The following is a 20,788-nucleotide window of genomic DNA, read 5'->3' on the forward strand; positions in this document are numbered from 1 at the left end:
CCCTCCGAATAAAATTTATATTTTTATAAATTTTACCAAGAGGACACTTCTAATATCTAGATACCAAATCCTTTACGCTTACTTATACTTCATAATAATTAAACAAACATTGCACCATTTACATCAATTACTGCACCGCAAATATAAGATGCTTCTTCACTACATAAGAAGCATATAGTTTTTGCTTGTTCTTCTACTGTTGATGGTCTGCCAATAGGAATTCTTTCAAGTATTTTATCTCGTTCTTCTTTACTATATTTATTTTCCCACATTTCCTTTACACGTTCAGTTAAAGTTAATCCTGGGGCTATTGCATTAACCGTTATTCCATATGATGCAAGTTCAAATGCACACTGCTGAGTTAATCCAATTATAGCAGACTTAGCTGCTGTAAAATCAACGCCGCCAAAAAAGGTGTACGTTCTTCCTGCAACCGCAGATATATTAACTATTCTTCCCCATCCATTTTTCTTCATTATAGGTACTACTGAACGTATACAGTTAAATGCACTTTTTAAATTCAAATTAAAAGTTCTATCCCAGTCATCATCTTCAATATATTCAATTTGTTTCATATGTAAAGTTGCTCCTACGGTATTGACTAAAATATCTATTTTTCCAAAATCCTTATTTATTATATTAAAAACTTTACGTACTTCATCTGATTTGGTAACATCAACATTATAACAATAAAATCCACTCTTCTCTATATTACTAATATCCTTATCCAATGCAATGACTTTATAACCTTTTTTCAAAAAATCATTAGCAACAACATTTGCTATTCCATTTGCCGCACCAGTTACTACTGCAATTTTCATTTTTACTCCCCCTATTTAAATTAGTTAGTGTAAAGTTTCTTTACACTTTTTCTATAAAAATATCTATAAAATCAAGGTTTCGCGAGTTTTTTTGTACAAAAAAACAACGACCCCCTAATTTCATGTTAAAATTGAATCTCCTACAAAACAAAATAACCATGAAAGGATGTCGTTGTTGTGGATTCAATTATAACTTATTTACTAGCATATAATCAATATTTAATTTCTATAATTTTTCAATTAATATTATTTATTTCTAAATATATACCTCTTGATCAAATGTCATTTGATGACTCAAATAGCCCGGAGTATCAGAAATTCAAAGTAGATAAACTCCCTAAAATATTTAGATTTTATACTGTTGATTACAAATTACTTCTTGCTTATTACAAACATAAATACAATAAGACTATAACTCCAGTTCAAAGACGTAACGGTAAGTCTATATCTACTAAAATTAAATGCCCTAAATGTGGTGCCCCACACGAATACATTTATGATAACAATGGTAGTAAAGGGCAATATCAGTGCAAAGTTTGTGGCAAAACCTTTAAAGAATCTAATTTTGCTACTAAGCCATTAGTTCTTAAATGCCCTTATTGTGGAAGTACACTTGAACCCCGAAAAGAGCGTAAGCACTTTATAATTCATAAATGTACTAATAAAAATTGTTCTTACTATAAAAATAATTTAAAGAAACTTCCTAAAGATATTAATCAAAAGAATAAATACAAATATAAGTTGCATTATATCTACAGAGAATTTAATATTAATTTCTTCAAGATGAACTTATATGGAGTTTCAAAACATGCCACCGCATTTAATTTCAAAAAGTTCAATCCGCATATAATGGGACTATGTCTTACTTACCATGTTAATTTAAAACTTTCTACAAGACAGACTGCTCATGCACTAAAAGAAGTACATGGAATTAAAATATCTCATACTATGGTTGCTAATTATGCTTTAACAGCAGCTGCTGTTATTAAGCCGTTTGTTGATACTTTTGATTACAAACCATCTAAAATTCTTTCTGCTGATGAAACTTATATAAAAGTCAAAGGCATCAAGCACTATGTCTGGATTGTGATGGATGCTTGTAAAAAATCAATCCTTGGCTATCAAGTGTCTGACACAAGAGCTGTAGGTCCTTGTATTTTAGCTATGCGTATGGCTTTTGATAAGTTTGCTAAATTTCCTAATAAAGCATTAAGATTTATTGCTGATGGCTATAGCGCCTATCCGTTAGCGAAGCAACAATTTGAATTAGAAGAAAATAAAATATTTGATCTAACTCAAGTCATAGGTCTTAGTAACGATGACCCTGTTTCTACAGAATTTCGTTGGGTAAAGCAAGTTGTTGAGCGATTAAATAGAACTTTCAAATCATCTTATCGTGTAACCTGTGGCTACGGAAGTGATGATGGAGCTGCATATTCATTTGCTCTTTGGGTTGCTTACTATAACTTTTTGCGTCCACATCCATATAATTACTGGCGCCCATTAAATGAACTTGTTGAACTTAAATCAGCTGAAAATATGCCGGCAAAATGGCAAATTTTAATTAGTCTAGGTCAGCAAACTATTTTACATATGCAAGAATCTAAAACATCTTGATATTCTTTATAACTAAATATTGATTTATTTTTTGCCTCCGCTTCCGAAGGTCTTTTTGTTGTACCCAAATTCATAAATACAACTCAATTTTTAACTTATTTTTCTTAAAATCTAAATAGCATAACTAAAGATATTTTTTCATACGAAACTTTACACTATCTTAAATTAAAATACTTTGTAAATCCTCCATCATATATCTAACAAGTAATTCTTTATAGTCTCCATATGCATCAACATCCAAATCAATCCTACCAGATACAAACTTATTTTTTTCATTGATAGTAATTTCAAAGCCTACCCTGCAAGTATCATTATGCAAAAGTTTTGTTGAAATATAATTATTATCATCAAGAAGTATTTTTTCACCTTCGCTTTTCGAATTCCAAGCATTAAATAATTGTGGAAATGGTAATTCATAATTTACATTTCTAGGTGAAATACCCTTTGGATATAATGCTGATACTTCTACATCTTGATATCCAGCTGCAATTATTATTTCTTTTTGAATATCTCTAAGAATTGCCTTAAATGGTTTGTCGATTTTAGTATTTATTGCAATCGGTATTGTATTAGATAACGGACCAACTACTTGATAATCCCCTATCTGACTCCTATTAACAAATGGTACCCCTGTAACTACTCTATCAACTTTACTTATTCTACTTATTGCACGTTGAAATGCTCCAAATAAAATAGAAAATAGTGTTACACGATAAAACTTTGCAGCCTCTTTTAATTTATCCAACTCTATAGATGATGAAAATGGTATACTCTTAGTTCTAACTCTAGAATTACTTTTTGATAGATTAACTGCATCAATCCCATAAGGGCCGGGTTTAGAATAAATTTTTTCTCCATCTACATCTTTTTTTAAACTTTCACTCTTTTTTTCACTAACATATTCTGTCCAACTTTTTCCTCTCTTTATGACTTTTCCACAATATCTATCTGCTATTTCTTTAATAATTATATCTATAGATATTCCATCACAAGTAAAAACCCAGAAACCAATCCATATATGAATACCAGTTTCATTTACAGATGATGCTATACGCAAACCTGGCTCATAAGCCTTTCTACCAGAATATGTGATAAACTCTTCATCAGTAAGCCCTTCATTATTAATACTTAATTGTTCTTTAATAGCTTCAACCAACACATCTTCTTTTGGAGTATAGCCAACAATATTTTCTTCTTCTAATTTAAAGGTTGCAGCTAAAATAGGATAATGTGCCAATGTTTTTGAAACAGCCTCAAAAACTTTTTCTTTATTACACTTTTTTGAAAAATCAATTCTTAATGCTCCTGAATAATTGCGTCCAGTCTGATCCAGCATTGCACCAATCCACTTTTCCTTTAGTATTGGTGTACTTGGTATCTTTATCATGTCACATTCTATATTCTGTAGTAAATAATTTTGATTCATTCAAGCTACCCCCTTACTAATAATTAACTAATTTTAATGAATTTCTTATGATCTGCATACCATATTCAGTTCCTACACTTTCAGGGTGAAATTGAACTCCTTCAATAGGACGTGTCTTATGTCGTACTGCCATTATCACTCCGTCACTTTCAGATATAGCAGAAGTTATCAATTCATTATTTTTATCCTCATTTATAATTGCTAATGAATGATATCTTACAACATTAATTGGTGATACTATATTCGAAAAAATCCCTTTACTATCATGTTTTATTTTTGATTTTTTTCCATGCTCAACTGTAGGTGCATTGACAAGTTTCCAGCCAAAGTATTCTCCTATAGCCTGATAACCTAAACACACACCAAAAATAGCTTGTTTTTCACCCACTTTTTCAATTATATCTAAATACCCATGTTCTTTTGGCCTTCCTGGGCCTGGGCCTAAAACTATAAGATCTGGATTCCATTCTTTATATACCTTCAAAGGATTTTCGTTAACCCTTATTACTTTTGTCTCTGCACCTGTTTTCTGATAATACTGTGCAATAACAAATACAAAACTATCAAAAGCATCTATTAATAAAACCTTCATACATTTCCTCCTACTGCCTTTGCAAATGCATTTATTTTATTACCAGCCTCTTTCCATTCTGAAGCTGCCTGAGAATCTGCAACAATACCCGCTGCGGCTCTTAATTTATAGTTTCCAGGATTACCAATAATCGTTCTGATTGTTAAAGCAAAGACCCCTTCATTCTTGCCTGAGATATAACCTGCACATCCCGAAAATAATCCTCTAGGTTTTTTTTCAAGTTCAGCTATAATTTCCATAGCACGAACCTTAGGAGCCCCAGTCATTGTTCCTGCTGGGAAATTAGCTTGAATTAAATCAAAAATATCACATTCTTCACGAACCTTAGTTTCAACTGTTGATACTAAATGGTCTAATGATCCATAAGATTCTAATTTCATAAGAGAAGTTACATTAATTCCTCCTTTAACTGCACAACGTGATAAATCATTTCTTGCAAGATCCACTAACATTAAATGTTCAGCTGCTTCCTTGGGAATTTCAGCTAAACAATTTTCTCTAGAATCATCTTTGGACATTGTTCCAGCAATAGGTCTAGTTTGAGATACTCCATTTTTACATCTAAACATTAATTCTGGACTGGATGAGATTACATACTGATTCTCAAGTTCTATATAATACATATATGGAGCCTGATTAATTGAAGTAAGTTTCTCATATAAATCAACTGCTTTTATCTCAGAATTTGATACAGCATGTCTGCATATTTGAACCTGATAAATATCTCCACAATTAATATACTCTTTCGCTCTCTTAACCCATTTATAATAATCCTCTTTAAGCGTAAAATCTTTAACATCACCTAAGCTATATTCTTCAATTTTATTGTTATCCTTATTATCTATAGTTAGAGTTTGTAATATTTCTTCAAAATCATCTTTTTCATTACTATTACTGCTTTTTTTCAATATATTAATTTCTACATTTTCATTTGAATTATTATATTTTATTACTTTTTTATATACCCTAAAAACTACTTCCGGCTCATCTTCATCAACACTAATACTAGGTATATCCTCTACAAAACGTGCCACGCTATAACCAAGTACCAAGACAACAGGAAAACCTTCTGGAAGAGTAAGATATTCTCTTACTTTTCTCATTTTATTCCATATTTTCATATTATTATTATTCAAAATTTTTTTTACCTTCTCAACCTTTGATTCAAATTCCTTATTACCACTAACCTTCCAAACATTATTAACCAATGTTACTTCAAATAGCAAATCCACAAAGAATATTGTTTCATCACCATCTACTTTTGGAAAACCATTCCTAGTCTCAAATAAAGATGGTTTAGGATATAACTTCAATATATTTTTACGTACTTTTTCTAGCTGCAATGAATTTTTAACTATATATTTATCATATACTAGAGTATCCTCAATCTCCATATGTTTAATCATGTTTACGCCTCCAATCTCTTATTCTAGCATGTTTCCATGAAATATATGCCCCAGTTTCAGTTCTTGGATCTAACTTTTTAGGTATAGATACTTTAACTCTTACACCAAAATACTCTGATAATTGTTTTTCAATTTCATTAAGCGGCTCCTTTACAAATTGTGATACTATAGAAACTTCTAATTCATCTTCACCACAATCATTAGTCTTAATATCAACTTGATATCCATCTACCCTTTTAGTTACTCCTAAAACTACTGACTCAATCTGTGCTGGAAGCATCTTTTTACCGCCTATTTCTGTAATATCATCAACTCTTCCATATACTTTTATACAACGTGATTTATTACCACATTCGCAATTAATTTCTTCATAAATATGTGCTAAATCGCCAGTTCTAAATCTTATTAATGGTTTAGCTCCTGGAACAAGCATTGTAAGACATAATTCTCCTACCTCTTCAGATATCCCCTCTATAGGAATAATTTCTGCTACATAATTAGTTTCTGAAAGATGTAAGTTACCACATATACATCCAGTTGCAACAGCATGTACTTCTTGTGAACCATATAAGCCATGAGTACAATGTGCTGACCATATATCTGAAATATTAGCAAGCATTTCTGGCGTACATAATTCTCCTAACATAAGTATTTCTTTAACAGAAGTATCCTTTGGCTCTATGCCTATGCTCTTATAATAGCGTGCAAGTGCTAGGGCAATTGCTGGAGAACAAATTAAGGATTTTACCTGTAATTTTTGAATAAGCAATCCTGCTTTCTCCAAACCAACACGAGGACTTTCAGGCCATAATCTAACAAATGGAATATTTAAGCTTCTACATGCTTCTCCATAAGTATCACCAAAAGCATATAACTCTGATGGTCCCATAATTGCTGTTAAAGCATTTGTAGTACCAAATGTATGATTATATATATTTTTTAAGGCATTTTTTACATATGCTCCACTAGTTTCAACATCAATTGCTGCACGTGGACATGGTGTTGGTTTTCCAGTAGTACCTGTAGTTTCATAATAAGTTGCTATTTCATCAAATGATAAACTACACACATCAGTTCCAACTGATCTCAAATCACTTTTAGTAGTAAAAGGAATCTCATTTAAAGCCTCAATTTCACTAGTTTCATTACATTTATTTGATAAATGTTCAGCATAAAATTTCGAATTTTTCTTTACATATTCTATTATTTCTTCAACCCTATTATTATCTTTAGCTCTCACTTCTTCTAGACTTGTTTTTTTACTTAAATATAAATCAACATCATCCATCCATTTCTTTTTCATATTAAATATTCCTCTCATTCAAAATTCTTACAACCAATTCACCTATACTATTACTTAGCATAATATCTTCTAAAGCAACTGTTATTGACAACTTAGCTTCAAGTTCAATTTTTATTTTCATTGCACTTAAAGAATCTCCACCTAAGTCAAAAAAGTTATCTTCTGGCAATATTATTTTCTGCTCTAGATTTTCTGCGTATATTTCTAAAACACTTCTTAATATCTTACTTCTATCAAAAGAAACATTTGACTTTTCTTTTTTATTATTTTTCATAATTTCTCTTAGAGCTTTCACATCAACTTTACTATTTTTCGACAATGGTAATGATGGTAATTGCTTAATAGTCTTTGGTACCATATAGCTTGGCAGACTATTTTTAATCTTTTCACTTACCGATGATTCATCAACTTCTCCTTCAGCAACATAAGCTAAAGCAATTTGTTTAGGCTTTCCATTTGCATCTGCCAAAGCAACTGCACATGCCCTTACTACTCCTTCACAAGTTTGAGCTGATTTTTCTATTTCTCCAAGTTCAATTCTTAGTCCATTAATCTTAATCTGATTATCTATTCTTCCTAAAATTTCTATCTCTCCATTTGGTAAATAGCGTCCTAAATCACCTGTATGATACATTCTCTTCCCTGTTATAGGATGATTAACAAAAGCTTTTTGAGTTATTTCTTCATTTCCAATATATCCTCTAGCCAAAGAAATTTCACTTTCTACTACCATTTCTCCTGGAACCCAGTCTGGACGTTCAATCCATTCTTTAGAAACAATATGATATTTGGAATTACTCATTGGAACTCCATAAATAACAGAATTACATATACTGCCTTCAGAATCATTAATTTCATGAATTATAGACCAATTAGTTGTTTCAGTTGGTCCACCAGATGAAAATATTTTTGCATTAGGGAATAGTCTTCTAGCTCTTGGTATCAAAGTAAGAGGAATCCAGTCTCCAGCCATAACAATATTTCTTAGAGAATCTGCAGGCTGAATATCACTTTCAATTTCTGCAAAACAACACATAATATCCATAAGTGCTGGAACACATGCCCAAAAATTAACTTGAAAATCTTGTTGTAACTTCAACCAAACTTCTGGTACGGGTCCTGAAGCATGCTCAGGTATAACTATAGATCCTCCATGAAGTAATGGACCAAATACATCAAAAACTGACATATCAAAATGCAATGCTGCTGTAGCTAAATGTCTAGTACTTTCATCTAACTTAAATCTTTTAGTCACATCATATATGTGATTAACTACTGCTTTTTCTGGAATTTCAACCCCTTTAGGATCGCCTGTGGAACCCGAGGTAAAAATAATATATGGCGAATAATCTTCCCTTATAGACTCTAAGTTAAAATCTATAACTGTTTCCAAAACATTATTTATCCTTGAATCTGAGAACTCTATTTTAGTAACACCATCAGGTACAACAGTTTCTTTATTAGCAATTACACTTTTTACTTTTGCTTGTTTAATTATATTTTTCACTCTTTCTTCTGGCAGATCAATATCAATAGGTACATATCCTAAACCAGATAATAAACATCCATAAACTGCAACAAATTGAGCTGGACCTTTAGGTAAAATAACCCCAACGAACTTATCTTCTAAAGAGGAACTTTCTTTTATCTTACTCTTTATATAAGATGCTGCTCTACCAACTTCTTCCCAAGTATATGATAAATTTTTTGTTATAAGAGCTTTTTCTTTTGCTCTATTTTCTACTTTTTGTAATAATAAGTCTCTCAAATTAATTTTTGGAATCACTTCTTCCGTTGCATTAACTTTTTCTCTACGTTTTCTTTGTTCTTCAGGTCTTAAATCAAGATATTTACTTTGCCAAAGCTCTTCATTTTCAGCTAACTGATTTAACAATTTATCAAAAGCATAGAACATATCTTTAATAACATCATTTCTTATTACCCCTTTTAAGTAATCCCACTTAAAATACAATACCCCATCTGATTCACGGATTTGAACATCTAAAGTAACCTGAGGAGTTTGTGAAACACCATATACTTCTTTTCCAAGTTTTGACACATCATGTCTTCCTGGATGTCCTAATAAACTTGTTAATACAATAGGCATTAATGGAGCTCGTCCTGTACGATGTATTTTTGATAATTCACGCAACACTTCAACTCCACTAAAAAGTCTATGATCAAGCGCTTCCCATATTGCATCTTGTAAACATCTTCCTTTACATTCTAAGCTTTCATCAACCTTAGCTTCATATGGTACAAGCAATGTATTAGTGAAATCCCCAACAACCAAATCAATATCATCACTTACTGGCATTCTATCTGAAACTGGAAAATTCAATGTAAAATTAGTCTCTTCACTCCATAAACGTAAAACTTCACAAAGGACTAGAGCAACAACTCCCGAAGGTGATATTCTTCTTTTCTGTGCTTCATGTTTTAAACTTGTCCATTTTTCAAATGATAATGTTCCTTCATATCTATCAAATTTCACCTTTTGATCTGAAGAATTAGTATCAAGAACTGGCAGCTTTGGTGCTAATGGCAGTTCTTTAACTTTTTGTAACCAATATTCTTTATGAGATTCATACTCCTTACTTTCTTTAATTTTTTTTCTATATTCTACATAATCACAAAATGTAGTTTTTAATATAGGCATACTTGCATTTCCATCTTTATATAAATCAATTAAATCTGGAATTATAGTCTGGAAGATTGACCAAGCATCAGCAATCAGCATATCTATACAAAAATGTATTCTGCTTGTAGATTCATTAATCTTACTAATTTGAAAATGAAATAATGGCCATTGTTTTGTCCCTATCTCTTCATTTGCCATGAAATCACGTATCTTATCAATTTCTTCACTAATCTCACTTAAAGAAAGTATACTTAAGTCCTTATATTTTACTGCATCTCTACCATCATAGTTACCAATAACTTGTTTTCCTTCTTCATTAATAGTCATTCTTAACATTGGATGTCTATCTACTAATAAACCAACTGCTGAAACGAATTTAGCATAATCTAAGTCTTTAGCTTCCCACTCAAAATATCCTTGGCAGCCAACTCCACCATAATTAAAATCTGATCCACGTCCAATCCATAAAGATTGCTGACTTTCATTTAATTCAAATGGCTTTTTTTGTTCTTCAATAGGAATATGTTCGAATATAGGTAACCCAATATTTTTAACTGAATTAGCTAAATCAATAAGAGCTGCTAATGTAGGTTCTTTAAGGAAAGGACTCATTTCAATATGAATACCATACTTACAATCTAATTCACCCATCATACGCATTGCCTTTAATGAATCTCCACCAATCTCAAAAAAGTTATCTGATAAACTTACTTTTTTATATTTTGTCCAATTTAGCCAACATTGATATACAGCTTCTTCTGTTTTTGTTGTAGGATAAAATATAGAACTTTCATCTTTTTCTTCATCTAAAGAATATTTAAGCAATTGTTTATAATCTACTTTTCCATTGATTCCCAAAGGCAGTTTTGTTACCCTTATAACATTAGGCTGTGATGCTGATGGCAAGTATTTTTGTAAATATTTATATACCCTATCCTTAACATTTTTTGCATCCTTCCCTTGCTCAACAAATAATGCAAGCATTGTTCCAGATTCTCCATTAAAGCAACAAGCTGCTGACTTACAAACTCCTTCTACATTAAGTGCAACAATCTCGATTTCAGATAAATCAACTCTATGTCCACGAATCTTAACAAGAGAATCTGTCCTTCCCAATACCTCCAGATTACCATCTGGATATATTCTTGCTCTATCACCTGAACTATATTGATATTTAGAAGTTTCATCTAACACATTCTTTTTAAAAGACTTTTGAGTCTGTTCACTATTAATATACCCAGCTGATAAAGTTTTACCTGTTATGACTAACTCTCCAACACATCCTGCTGGAAGTTCTCTACCGCTTTTATCAACTACATATATATTTACTCCCAAAATAGCTTTACCAACTGAAGGCATTAAAGTCTTATGAGGTGAAGATAAATCTTCAATTGATACAACCGCTGCTTCAGCAGAACCATAAACATTAAGAACTTTATAATCTATAAAACTTGGCGGCCATTGTTTACATCTTTCACCTGCAATTAACATAGTACTTAAATTAACTTTTACTCTTCCTGCCCAAATGGTTTCTGCTATTGATGTCATTAATAATGTATGGTTAATTTTTCTTTTATTAATCCATTTACCTAAAAGCCTTACATCTTTTAGTGTATCCATTGATGGAATACAAATAGTTCCTCCTGCATATATAACTGGCAAAGGATCAACTTCTATCATTCCATAACCCGGTGATGATAACCATGTTCCTTTAGAAGTTTCATCTAAATTTGAGCTGCTTATTATTGAATTAATAGTATATCTCATACCACTATAAGATAAACAAACAGCCTTAGGTTTACCAGTGCTTCCAGATGTTCCTGCAATAAAACATATCTCATTATCATGTGTTTGGATTTCATCTTTTTCTTCTTTTATATTTAATAGTTTTCTTATAATGTCATTAAAGTTATATACTGGATAATCAACTAAACTCAAAACTCTCTTATTTAAATTATCAGTAGTAATAATTGCATCTGGTTTTACTTCATTTAAAAATGCTTTTAATCTTTCATCTGGATTTGATGTATCAATTAATATACATGTACCATTCAATCTTTGAACTGCAACAAGTGTAGCAATATTCCTCCAGCTTCTTTCCATAAAGAGTGCTATTCTTGGATATGGGTTTTCTAGATTAACTTCTCCTTTTATATAATTCACTATATGCTCTGAACTATTCCAAAGTCTTTCGTAGGTTACTTCTTCATTACATGTATCATCAATGATTACCACTTCTGATGGTTTACTTTCTTTGTACTTAAATATACGTTCTACTAAAGACTGATTTTCACTCAACTTACAATAATTATGTGGAGCCATTAATGAAGAATCTGGTTCTATTTTAGGATCTGCAACTCTTGAAAATGAAAATTCAACCAATTTCAATAAATGTTTACACATTATATCATCTATATTTGTGTTATCTATGGACAAGATACCTTTACCAGCACTAATTATCAAACTTACTACAGCTTTAGATTTAATGTCTGCACCTTCTTCAATTACCTCAATATCCATAGGCATTTCCAAATCAAATTTGACTTCTTCATGGAGTAAATCACATGCCCATCTTCTTATATCATCCTCATCTTCAATCATTTTTGTATCTATTTCAAAACATTTTTGTTTTTTTAATTCATACACTCCAATATTCACTTTTTTCTCGCAACTTACTAGATGAGCTAATATAATTGAAGCCGCAAAAAAATTCACTACCGACGGTTCTAATTTATTGGAAATTTTAAATTCTTTTTCTATTCTTCCTCCTTCTATGCCTTTATTAAGTATTGACGATTTAAATCCTTCCCAAATACTTTTATGTTTATTTTCCAACTTTTCTTTTTTATCTTCTGTAACGTCAGAAAACACTTTCATCATATCAACACCTCCATTTTTTATTTTTCACAAAACTATTCCATATATTTTTTTATAGGATACTTGATACAAATCTCTTCAACTTCAGTTCTGAATTTTTCAATTTCTTCATATCCTAAATCATATTCTTTATTGCTAATTGGTTTAACCTTATCTAAAATCCTTACAACTAAATCAACAACTTTTTTGTATCCTTCTTCATCAAGTTCTCTTTGTGCTAAAGAACCTGTACCAATACGTAATCCACTAGTTACAAATGATGGTCTTGTTTCTCCAGGCACTCGGTTTTTATTTACTATAATAGAACATTTTTCCAAAGCGGATTCTGCAATTGCTCCTGTAACATCTCCCTTTAAACGAATCATAATTGTATGGTTTTGAGTTTCTCCTCCGATAACTTCATAACATTTTTCTTTAAATCTACTTGCTACTGAATCAGCCGTACTTCTTATTCTACCAATATAATCATCAAATTCTGACGTCATTGCATATTTAAATATTGCTGCTTTTGCTGCTATTATATTAACTTCTGGTGCTCCCTGCATCCATGGAAATACTGAATGTTGTAATACCTGTCTGAAGGTTTTTTCCATACCAGGTACTTTTGTATCTGCATCATTTCCTGATAAAATTAATCCTCCACGTGGTCCAGCAAGCTGCTTATGAGTACACATTGTAGTTATATGTGCAGCATTAATTGGGCTTGGATGTCTTTTAGTTGCTACTAATCCTGAAATATGTGAAATATCTGCCATTAAAATTGCTCCTACTTCATCAGCAATTTCACGGAATCTATCAAAATCAATAAATCTTGAATATGCACTTGCTCCACATATTATTAATCTTGGTCTATATTCTTTAGCTAATCTTTCAACTTCTTCATAATCAATTAAACCATCTGGTGTAGTACCATAACCAATTGCTTTATAATAGCTTCCTGAAAAAGTAACTGGGCTTCCATGTGTTAAATGTCCGCCATGATCTAAATTCATTCCAAGAAGAGTATCTCCTGGTTTTAATATTGATGAAAGCACTTCATAATTAGCACTTGAAGCTGAATGTGGCTGAACATTTGCATATTTAGCTCCAAAAAGTTTACACGCTCTTTCTATCGCTAATGCTTCAACTTGATCTACATACTTACATCCCGCATGATATCTTTTTCCTGGTACACCTTCTGCTGTTACATTAACTAAAGCTGATGCTGATGCTGCCAATGCTTCTGGTTCCACTGCACAACATGAAGCAACTAGTGATAATGTTTTATGTTGACGTTCTACTTCACCATCTAACATTTCTGCTAGTTCTGGATCACATTCTTTTAATCTACTCATGCCTTTATTCACCAACGCTGTTTGATTCTTTATTAATTTATTTTCTAACATAAAATTTACTCTCCCATCTATATAATCCTTAAATAAACTGTAATATAATTTTTGAAACTTCTTCATAATGTGTTCTTATAAAATAATGGCCTACTTCTTTTAATACTTTTACCTCATTAACATTTACCAAATCATCCCACTCATTGACTACTTCTTTAATATCTGATATAGCTTCATCTTTATCTCCTAATATTAATAATGTTTCTATATTCTTCACATCATTTATTGACAACCATCTATATCCTTCAACTGATAAAAAGTGGTCACGTCTTCCTCTAGACATCATTTCCTTAATTTCTTCATCATTCAGACCTGTGAATCCGCCTAAAGTTCTTAAATACTCGCTCCATTCATAATCTGAAGTTTTTTTTGCTTCCAAAATTGAATTTTCTATGTCTTTTACTGGCTTAGCTGCTGCTATTACCAACTTAACCATGTGATCTCTATTCTTTAAAATAGCTGCAATACAAGTAGCTGTTGAAGCTCCTGCACAATGTCCATAAATAATTATTTTTTTATCCATTGCTATCTCTTCAATTTCCATAACAATTTTATTAAGCAAAACTTCTAATTCTTGCTGACTTTCAACTTTTATGTTTCCAAAATCAACACCATAAACCCCAATATTATCATTATCTTCAAACATATTCTTAAAGATAGTTGGATCTCCGCCTCCATACGGTACTCCTATTACAACACTTGCCTTTTTCTCACTTTTATTTGCTTTTAACTGCACAAGTCTAGCTTTCTTCTCATATGCTTTACCTTCTATATATTTAAATAACTTCTCTGCTGTTGGATTTTCAAAAATATCTACTATTCTAAGGTTGTTTCCTAACTTTGCTATTACTCTAATAGCATCAAATGAATCTCCACCTAAATCAAAAAAATTATCATTACTACTTATATCAACATTTCCTAATACCTCAGAAAATGTTGATAAAATTTTTTCACATGTAACATTTTCTTTTAAATCGCATTTTTCCATATACATTTATCCCCCAACATGATTAATAAAATTAACTATTAACTTTTAGATTATTAACTAAAAAATCTAATAATTCACATATAAAGTTCTCTACTCCCTTTTTACTTTTTAGTTTTCCTTCAATTTCTATCTTAAAATCAGTCTTATTAATCTTTTTAATTTCAATTCCTACTGGAAAACTACAATCAATAACTTGCTCTACTGGTATTCCTCTCGGAATTGTACCATTGATAAACAAATCAGAATTACGGCAGCAGTTTAATACTTCATAATCATCATTATTGAATTTGCTAGATACTTCTAAGCAAAACTCATTTTCTTCACCTATATTGATTAATGGTAAAGGAACCAAACCAGTCATCATTCCAATAGCTTTTTTTTCATCAGGCCCTCTCCAATCTCTAGATGAACATATTATATTTCCTCTATCAATTTCTGAAGAATTCTTTAAGAAAAAAATCACATTATTTATCATATCTTTTTGCGTAACTTTTTCATTCATTTTTACAACTTTAGTTATGTATATACGCTCCGAACTCTCACTCCACGCAAGTCTTCCTAAATCGGAAAGTTTAACTGGTTCAACTTTATTTTCATATCTTTTTTTAACTAAAATTCTTTCTTTCTTTAGCTCATTCTGTCTCTTCACATAATTTTCATATAGTAGTCTACCTTCAATTAATTCATTAGTTATAGAATTTATTTCATTCTCATATGCTAACTTTACTAATCTTTTAATAATTTCAAGTGTACTCTCATCAGCAAGGGCATGATTTATTGTAATATAACAACCGCCTTTAGCCTTACTTATTGCAAATAAAACTTTGGAATATACAACTTCCTTTTTTGCTATATATAATCGTTGATAATCACCCATTTCATTATCATCAAAAACCTTTATATATTTTTCAAAATTTTCATTCCAAACAGTTTTTATTATTTCTTTTATTATTTTAGTAACAGCTTCAAGTTGACCACCAAACTCAATAAAAGTAGAAATTTCTAATGATCTTTTCTTATAATACGATTGTGATACAATTGCTTTTGCCTCTTCACTCAAACTAATTTCCAACAAATTATTTATCATGATATTCTCCTTTTTATATTATTTGTTAATTTGAATTTCGTTTTTGTTTATATCCTCTTTTTTTCCTTTTTATGTATTTTATTATATTTTACGCCAATTCTTTTGTCAATAATACTTCTTTAGTCTTATTTCACTATACTTTCTTAATATACATCTGTTAAAAAATATTTTTATACAAACTTCTTTTATTTTTTACATTTTATTTCACAAAATTTATTTAAAGAATACGAAAATTTTTTAAAAATATTCACTATATATTTAAAATTTATAAATTTAATTTTATTAATATGTTTTGAAATTCTCTTTTTTTACATTTAATATAACATTTGACATACATTCAGCATTTCTTTATAATTATAATTGTTTCATTTAACCATTTTTACTAATTTATACATTTTGTTTGTATTCACCTTTTTTTCTTTTTCTATTCATAACATTAATAATCACATAAATAATTTAAATAATTTAAGGAGTAATAAAATGAACGAAGAAATTAACAGTAGAGTAGAACTCAAACACTTAAATAATGAAAACACCAATTGGAAGCGAGGTTTTTTTACAATAACAGCAGGTCAAGCCGTCTCCATGATTGGATCTGGAGCAGTACAGTTTGCTCTTATTTGGTGGCTAACTAATGAAAGTAATTCTTCACTCATACTCTCTATAGCTGGACTTTTTGCTTTTTTACCACAAGCAATATTGGGTCCTTTTGCTGGAGTATGGGTAGATAGACTTAATAGAAAAACTGTTATGATTTTTGCAGACCTTTTTATGGGTCTTGTTGCCACATTATTATCGATTGCATTTCTTTTTGGAAATCCTCCTTATTGGATGGCATGTGTCGTTCTAGGAATTCGTGCAGTTGGTTCTGTATTTCATACACCTGCTGCACAAGCAACTATTCCAATGCTTGTTCCAAAAGATCAATTACTTAAGGCTAATAGTGTAAGTGAATTTTTACAAACAGGAAGCTCACTACTTTCTCCTATTTTGGGTGCTGCACTATTCGCTATACTTCCTATGCATATAATACTTCTAACTGACCTAATCGGGGCAATCGTTGCAAGTTTAACTGTAGCTATTACTAAAATACCAAAACTTCCACCTAAAGATAATTCAGAAAAGCCTAACTTCATAAGTGAACTTAAGGAAGGTGCTAAATGTTATACTAGAGATAAAAAATTATTCTCTTATACTATTATTTTCTTCATTTGTATGATGTTTTATATGCCACTTGGAATGCTATTTCCTCTAATGGTTAGTGACACATTCCATGGAGGCGAATGGTACGCAGGAGCTGCCCAAACACTATATACACTTGGAATGATGGCTATTGCTATTATATTAGGTACAGCCGCAAGTAAATTAAAAAATAAATTAAATGCTTCAAAAATTGGTTTATTACTATTTGCTGTTGCTTTATTTATAGGTGGAATACTTCCACATAATATGTTGGGTCTATGGTTATTTATCTTAACATGCTTCTTTATGGGAGTTGGTGTTAATTTAAGTACTATTCCATATGTTGCTTACATTCAAGAATCAATGCCAAAAGATATGCATGGACGAGTACTATCTTTGTTCTATACAATTGTTTCTGCAGCTATGCCTCTAGGGTTAATGTTTGCAGGTCCAATTTCAAATTTATTAGGTTTACCACTTTGGTTTATAATTGCAGGAATCGGTATGCCTTGTATAATTTTCATATTTGATTGTGTTTTAAAAAAATAGGTGAATTTAACAGGTATTCATTAATAAATTAAACAACAATCTAAATAATACGAAAGTACATTAGAACTTTTATAAAAAAAAGACGAAGTTGAAAGCCAGACTATATCTGCCTTTCAACTTCCTTTTTTATAAATCCATATATATTATTAGATGAAATAGTAGTATCTTTTTCTTAATTGAAAACAACATCAATTCTTCCAGCAAACTCTTTAGCTTTTTCCTTCAAAAGCTTATTATATTTTTCATATTCTTTCTTATTTATTTCTAAAGTAATAACTCTATTTTTCCCCTTTTTTAAGACTTTCCAAAGAGCTACAGCCCTGCATCCAATAAAAATAACTGAACATCCATTTCCTTTGCTGTCATATGCTTTAATATCATAAAGTCCAAGACACTTTCTTACCTTTGAATTAGGCGCATACCCCATAAGCAAAGGATCCCAGTCTGGTAAAAATCTAATTATCTCTTCCTCTTCCTTAGATAAGCTGAAATCTAAAAATTCCTCATAGCTTTCCTTACTCATAAAACTGTCATTATCTATTCTCATAACATTTATCTTTTCCATAAGAGATGCTGCTTTTTTAATACTAGTCCCCATCCACCAAGCTAAATCTTCTATAGTTACTGGTCCATAATTTTCAACATATCTTTTAGCAATTTCCTCCCTCAATTTATCCTTATCCTCATCAATTTCTTCAAAATAATCAGGAGCACTTTTATACATCCAGCGATTTGACCAAGGATTGTCTGAAGGTATACGTAAAACAGCTCCCATATATGTAGCTACCTTGACAATAGCACTAGCTTCTTTAGATGATAATTCTAAACTTTCTCTTATATCATTTAGTTTTAATGGATTATTTTTAGTTATTTTTCTAAGTTTTGGTAGCTTTTTTTCATAATCTTCTATAGTTAAACCTACATCTTTTAAACGCCACCTATGGTCTTCAATGCCTTTACGTGATTCTTTAAATATTATCTCACCTATAGATTCTGATAAAATAAATTTTGATTTTCTCATTGCTGGAACTCTTACTAAATCTTCATCTTTTTCCTCATTTACTGCATCATGAAAACTTTTATTTAAATTTCGTGCTAAAACTGCCATCCAGCTTGTTGGATGATTTGAATATACACCTAAATAGCTTGTTGAAATTTCTTTAATATCTGAATCTTTAAATCTAACAAAATGTCTATAAATAATCCATTTAGCAAGCCTATCCTCTTCTAATTTTATTAACATAAATTATTACCCCCTTAAATTAACAGTAACACTTTCAATTATAGAAAAAATGAGGATTCATTTGAATCCTCATTGTACCACTTACAGCTAATATTAAAAGTTATTTTTAATTATAACCTAATCTCTTCTTTAAATCTGAAACATAATCATAACAGCATTGAGTAGTTGCTGCATTAGCATTAATACCTCTTGGAACTTCTACATAATAAGTAGGATCAACACAGTAAGTATTTGAACTATATCCACCTGAAGTATATGTCTTAAAGTCTAAATGGAATCCTCCAGAATATCCTGTTGAACCTATTTTACCTATTTCTGTTCCTCTTGAAACAGTTTTTCCACTTTTTACAGAAACACTAGCAAGATGACTATATCTTAAATACTTAACTGTACCGCCTTCAGTAGATTCAACAACTACATAATTTCCAAATCCACCGCCACAGCCACATGAATAGTCCTTACCATAGTTATGAGTACATGAAGTATTAAGTGCTACTACTTTACCAGCACAAGATGATATAACTTGAGCTCCTGATGATGCTACTATATCAATAGCATAGTGATTTCTTCCATCCATGTAACAGCTTGATATAGTATTACTGCTAGGAACAGGCCATTTCATTAATCCTGTATTTGTTGAACCTGCTACAGTAAAATTACTTGATGAAACAACTTTAGTAATATTCCCACTTGTTGCATAAACTTCAATAGTTTTTGAACCTGAAGTTAAAGTGTTAAATGTTATATAGTTGTCCAACTTTCCTAAATCAAAAGTTGAAGAGCTGTTACTCATATTCTTATTTATTTCATATTTACCTGTTGAATTATTTTTTATTCTAATTCCTGCGTTTGTAATAGTAGTACTTGAAGTAATCTTTCCTTTAATAATGTGGACAGCTCCCTTATTCATTGTAGCTGGTGGTGCTGTATATCCACTTACACTCATATAAACTACTTGGAATGTATTAGATTTTACTGTTTGAGTTACTCCTCCACTTGTAACTCTTACCTCAAAAGTTTTGCTTCCAGCACTTAAAGTATTAAAAGTTATGTAAGGATCAATCTTACTTAATGAAAATGAGGTAGAACTATTTGCTAAAGATTTATTAATCTCATAAGCTCCTGTTGAATTATTTTTTACCCTTACATTTACATTTGTAATAGTAGATGTTGATGATATAGTTCCTTTTAATACAAATACACTTCCTTTGTAAATATTAGTTGGTTGTGAATAACCTGATACTGTTATAGTTGGTGCAGCTTTTGCAGATACTGTTGGAATCATTAAAAGTGCAAAAGCAACCAAAAGTACGGCTTTTAATAATCTTTTCATAATCCCCCCCTTGTATAATCTAGTTGTAACATTTGATAGAAAACTATTTACTATTCTAACGAACATTACATGTCTAAATTGATATTAATTTTCTTATCTATTACTTTGCTTACGCCCCGATAGGGAAATACGCATTTCATAATTTAAAATAGTTTTTTATTTAAATTCCAAAAGGAATCTAACCAAATTTAATATAGTTTAGTATAATACTCCTGAATAGAAGATAGATGTACCCCCCCTGGGAGGTTTTAAAGAACCTATACCCGTAAAAAAGCGTATCATTCCATCAGGTAGAATTCTATGTTTAGCTGGTTGGGTTTCCCTTTGGGAATTACCCG

Annotated in this window: 13 protein-coding genes; 2 read left to right on the forward strand and 11 right to left on the reverse strand. The window is 30.8% G+C overall.

Features of this window, described 5'->3' with window-relative positions; genetic code table 11:
• Window positions 1-98: 98 nt before the first annotated feature.
• Window positions 99-821: an SDR family NAD(P)-dependent oxidoreductase gene (locus BM384_RS07440; protein ID WP_090012537.1), complete on the reverse strand. Its 723-nt coding sequence runs from the start codon at window positions 819-821 to the stop codon at window positions 99-101.
• Window positions 822-998: 177 nt separating this feature from the next.
• Here BM384_RS07440 and BM384_RS07445 point away from each other — a divergent pair, with 177 nt between their 5' ends.
• Window positions 999-2,438 (forward strand): DDE-type integrase/transposase/recombinase, encoded by a 1,440-nt coding sequence (locus BM384_RS07445; RefSeq protein WP_090012538.1) that lies wholly within the window; start codon window positions 999-1,001, stop codon window positions 2,436-2,438.
• 160 nt (window positions 2,439-2,598) lie between these two features.
• Here BM384_RS07445 and BM384_RS07450 read toward each other — a convergent pair whose 3' ends face one another.
• From BM384_RS07450 to BM384_RS07485, 8 genes are read right to left on the reverse strand one after another with little or no spacing between them, the layout of a single operon-like run.
• On the reverse strand, window positions 2,599-3,864 hold the full coding sequence (locus tag BM384_RS07450) for a condensation domain-containing protein (protein ID WP_090012540.1): 1,266 nt from the start codon (window positions 3,862-3,864) through the stop codon (window positions 2,599-2,601).
• 16 nt (window positions 3,865-3,880) lie between these two features.
• Window positions 3,881-4,456, reverse strand: coding sequence for an anthranilate synthase component II (locus tag BM384_RS07455; RefSeq protein WP_090012542.1), 576 nt, complete (start codon window positions 4,454-4,456; stop codon window positions 3,881-3,883).
• Entirely contained in the window at window positions 4,453-5,862 is a 1,410-nt protein-coding gene (locus BM384_RS07460; RefSeq protein ID WP_207650705.1) for an anthranilate synthase component I family protein, read from the reverse strand. Before BM384_RS07460 ends, BM384_RS07455 begins: the two co-directional genes overlap by 4 nt.
• On the reverse strand, window positions 5,855-7,165 hold the full coding sequence (locus tag BM384_RS07465; protein WP_207650706.1) for a phenylacetate--CoA ligase family protein: 1,311 nt from the start codon (window positions 7,163-7,165) through the stop codon (window positions 5,855-5,857). The genes BM384_RS07460 and BM384_RS07465 overlap by 8 nt, the downstream gene beginning before the upstream one ends.
• A gap of 1 nt (window position 7,166) precedes the next feature.
• Entirely contained in the window at window positions 7,167-12,686 is a 5,520-nt protein-coding gene (locus tag BM384_RS07470; RefSeq protein WP_090012545.1) for a non-ribosomal peptide synthetase, read from the reverse strand.
• 32 nt (window positions 12,687-12,718) lie between these two features.
• The gene (gene glyA / locus BM384_RS07475) at window positions 12,719-14,068 is read right to left on the reverse strand and encodes a serine hydroxymethyltransferase (RefSeq protein ID WP_090012555.1); all 1,350 of its coding nucleotides are present in this window, start codon (window positions 14,066-14,068) and stop codon (window positions 12,719-12,721) included.
• A 28-nt stretch (window positions 14,069-14,096) separates the two neighbouring features.
• The gene (locus BM384_RS07480) at window positions 14,097-15,056 is read right to left on the reverse strand and encodes a phosphopantetheine-binding protein (RefSeq protein ID WP_175537311.1); all 960 of its coding nucleotides are present in this window, start codon (window positions 15,054-15,056) and stop codon (window positions 14,097-14,099) included.
• A 31-nt stretch (window positions 15,057-15,087) separates the two neighbouring features.
• Window positions 15,088-16,143 (reverse strand): hypothetical protein, encoded by a 1,056-nt coding sequence (locus BM384_RS07485; RefSeq protein WP_090012548.1) that lies wholly within the window; start codon window positions 16,141-16,143, stop codon window positions 15,088-15,090.
• A 480-nt stretch (window positions 16,144-16,623) separates the two neighbouring features.
• On the opposite strand from BM384_RS07485, the gene BM384_RS07490 reads away from it, so the two are divergent.
• Window positions 16,624-17,874, forward strand: coding sequence for an MFS transporter (locus BM384_RS07490; RefSeq protein WP_090012549.1), 1,251 nt, complete (start codon window positions 16,624-16,626; stop codon window positions 17,872-17,874).
• A gap of 172 nt (window positions 17,875-18,046) precedes the next feature.
• On the opposite strand, the gene BM384_RS07495 is transcribed toward BM384_RS07490, so the two are convergent.
• A complete protein-coding gene (locus BM384_RS07495) occupies window positions 18,047-19,117 on the reverse strand; it encodes a DNA glycosylase AlkZ-like family protein (protein WP_090012551.1) in 1,071 nt (356 codons plus the stop codon).
• Between the two features lie 106 nt (window positions 19,118-19,223).
• Window positions 19,224-20,450: a M23 family metallopeptidase gene (locus tag BM384_RS07500; RefSeq protein ID WP_175537312.1), complete on the reverse strand. Its 1,227-nt coding sequence runs from the start codon at window positions 20,448-20,450 to the stop codon at window positions 19,224-19,226.
• Between the last annotated feature and the right edge of the window lie 338 nt (window positions 20,451-20,788).

The organism is Clostridium sp. DSM 8431 (assembly GCF_900116755.1).
GTDB lineage: Bacteria > Bacillota > Clostridia > Clostridiales > Clostridiaceae > Clostridium.

What these genes read in the sequence shown, in the direction of transcription:
- BM384_RS07440 (WP_090012537.1), bottom strand. Translation starts at nt 821, where the DNA reads ATGAAAATTGCAGTAGTAACTGGTGCGGCAAATGGAATAGCAAATGTT.
- BM384_RS07450 (WP_090012540.1), bottom strand. Translation starts at nt 3,864, where the DNA reads ATGAATCAAAATTATTTACTACAGAATATAGAATGTGACATGATAAAG.
- BM384_RS07455 (WP_090012542.1), bottom strand. Translation starts at nt 4,456, where the DNA reads ATGAAGGTTTTATTAATAGATGCTTTTGATAGTTTTGTATTTGTTATT.
- BM384_RS07460 (WP_207650705.1), bottom strand. Translation starts at nt 5,862, where the DNA reads ATGATTAAACATATGGAGATTGAGGATACTCTAGTATATGATAAATAT.
- BM384_RS07465 (WP_207650706.1), bottom strand. Translation starts at nt 7,165, where the DNA reads ATGAAAAAGAAATGGATGGATGATGTTGATTTATATTTAAGTAAAAAA.
- BM384_RS07470 (WP_090012545.1), bottom strand. Translation starts at nt 12,686, where the DNA reads ATGATGAAAGTGTTTTCTGACGTTACAGAAGATAAAAAAGAAAAGTTG.
- glyA (WP_090012555.1), bottom strand. Translation starts at nt 14,068, where the DNA reads ATGTTAGAAAATAAATTAATAAAGAATCAAACAGCGTTGGTGAATAAA.
- BM384_RS07480 (WP_175537311.1), bottom strand. Translation starts at nt 15,056, where the DNA reads ATGGAAAAATGCGATTTAAAAGAAAATGTTACATGTGAAAAAATTTTA.
- BM384_RS07485 (WP_090012548.1), bottom strand. Translation starts at nt 16,143, where the DNA reads ATGATAAATAATTTGTTGGAAATTAGTTTGAGTGAAGAGGCAAAAGCA.
- BM384_RS07490 (WP_090012549.1), top strand. Translation starts at nt 16,624, where the DNA reads ATGAACGAAGAAATTAACAGTAGAGTAGAACTCAAACACTTAAATAAT.
- BM384_RS07495 (WP_090012551.1), bottom strand. Translation starts at nt 19,117, where the DNA reads ATGTTAATAAAATTAGAAGAGGATAGGCTTGCTAAATGGATTATTTAT.
- BM384_RS07500 (WP_175537312.1), bottom strand. Translation starts at nt 20,450, where the DNA reads ATGAAAAGATTATTAAAAGCCGTACTTTTGGTTGCTTTTGCACTTTTA.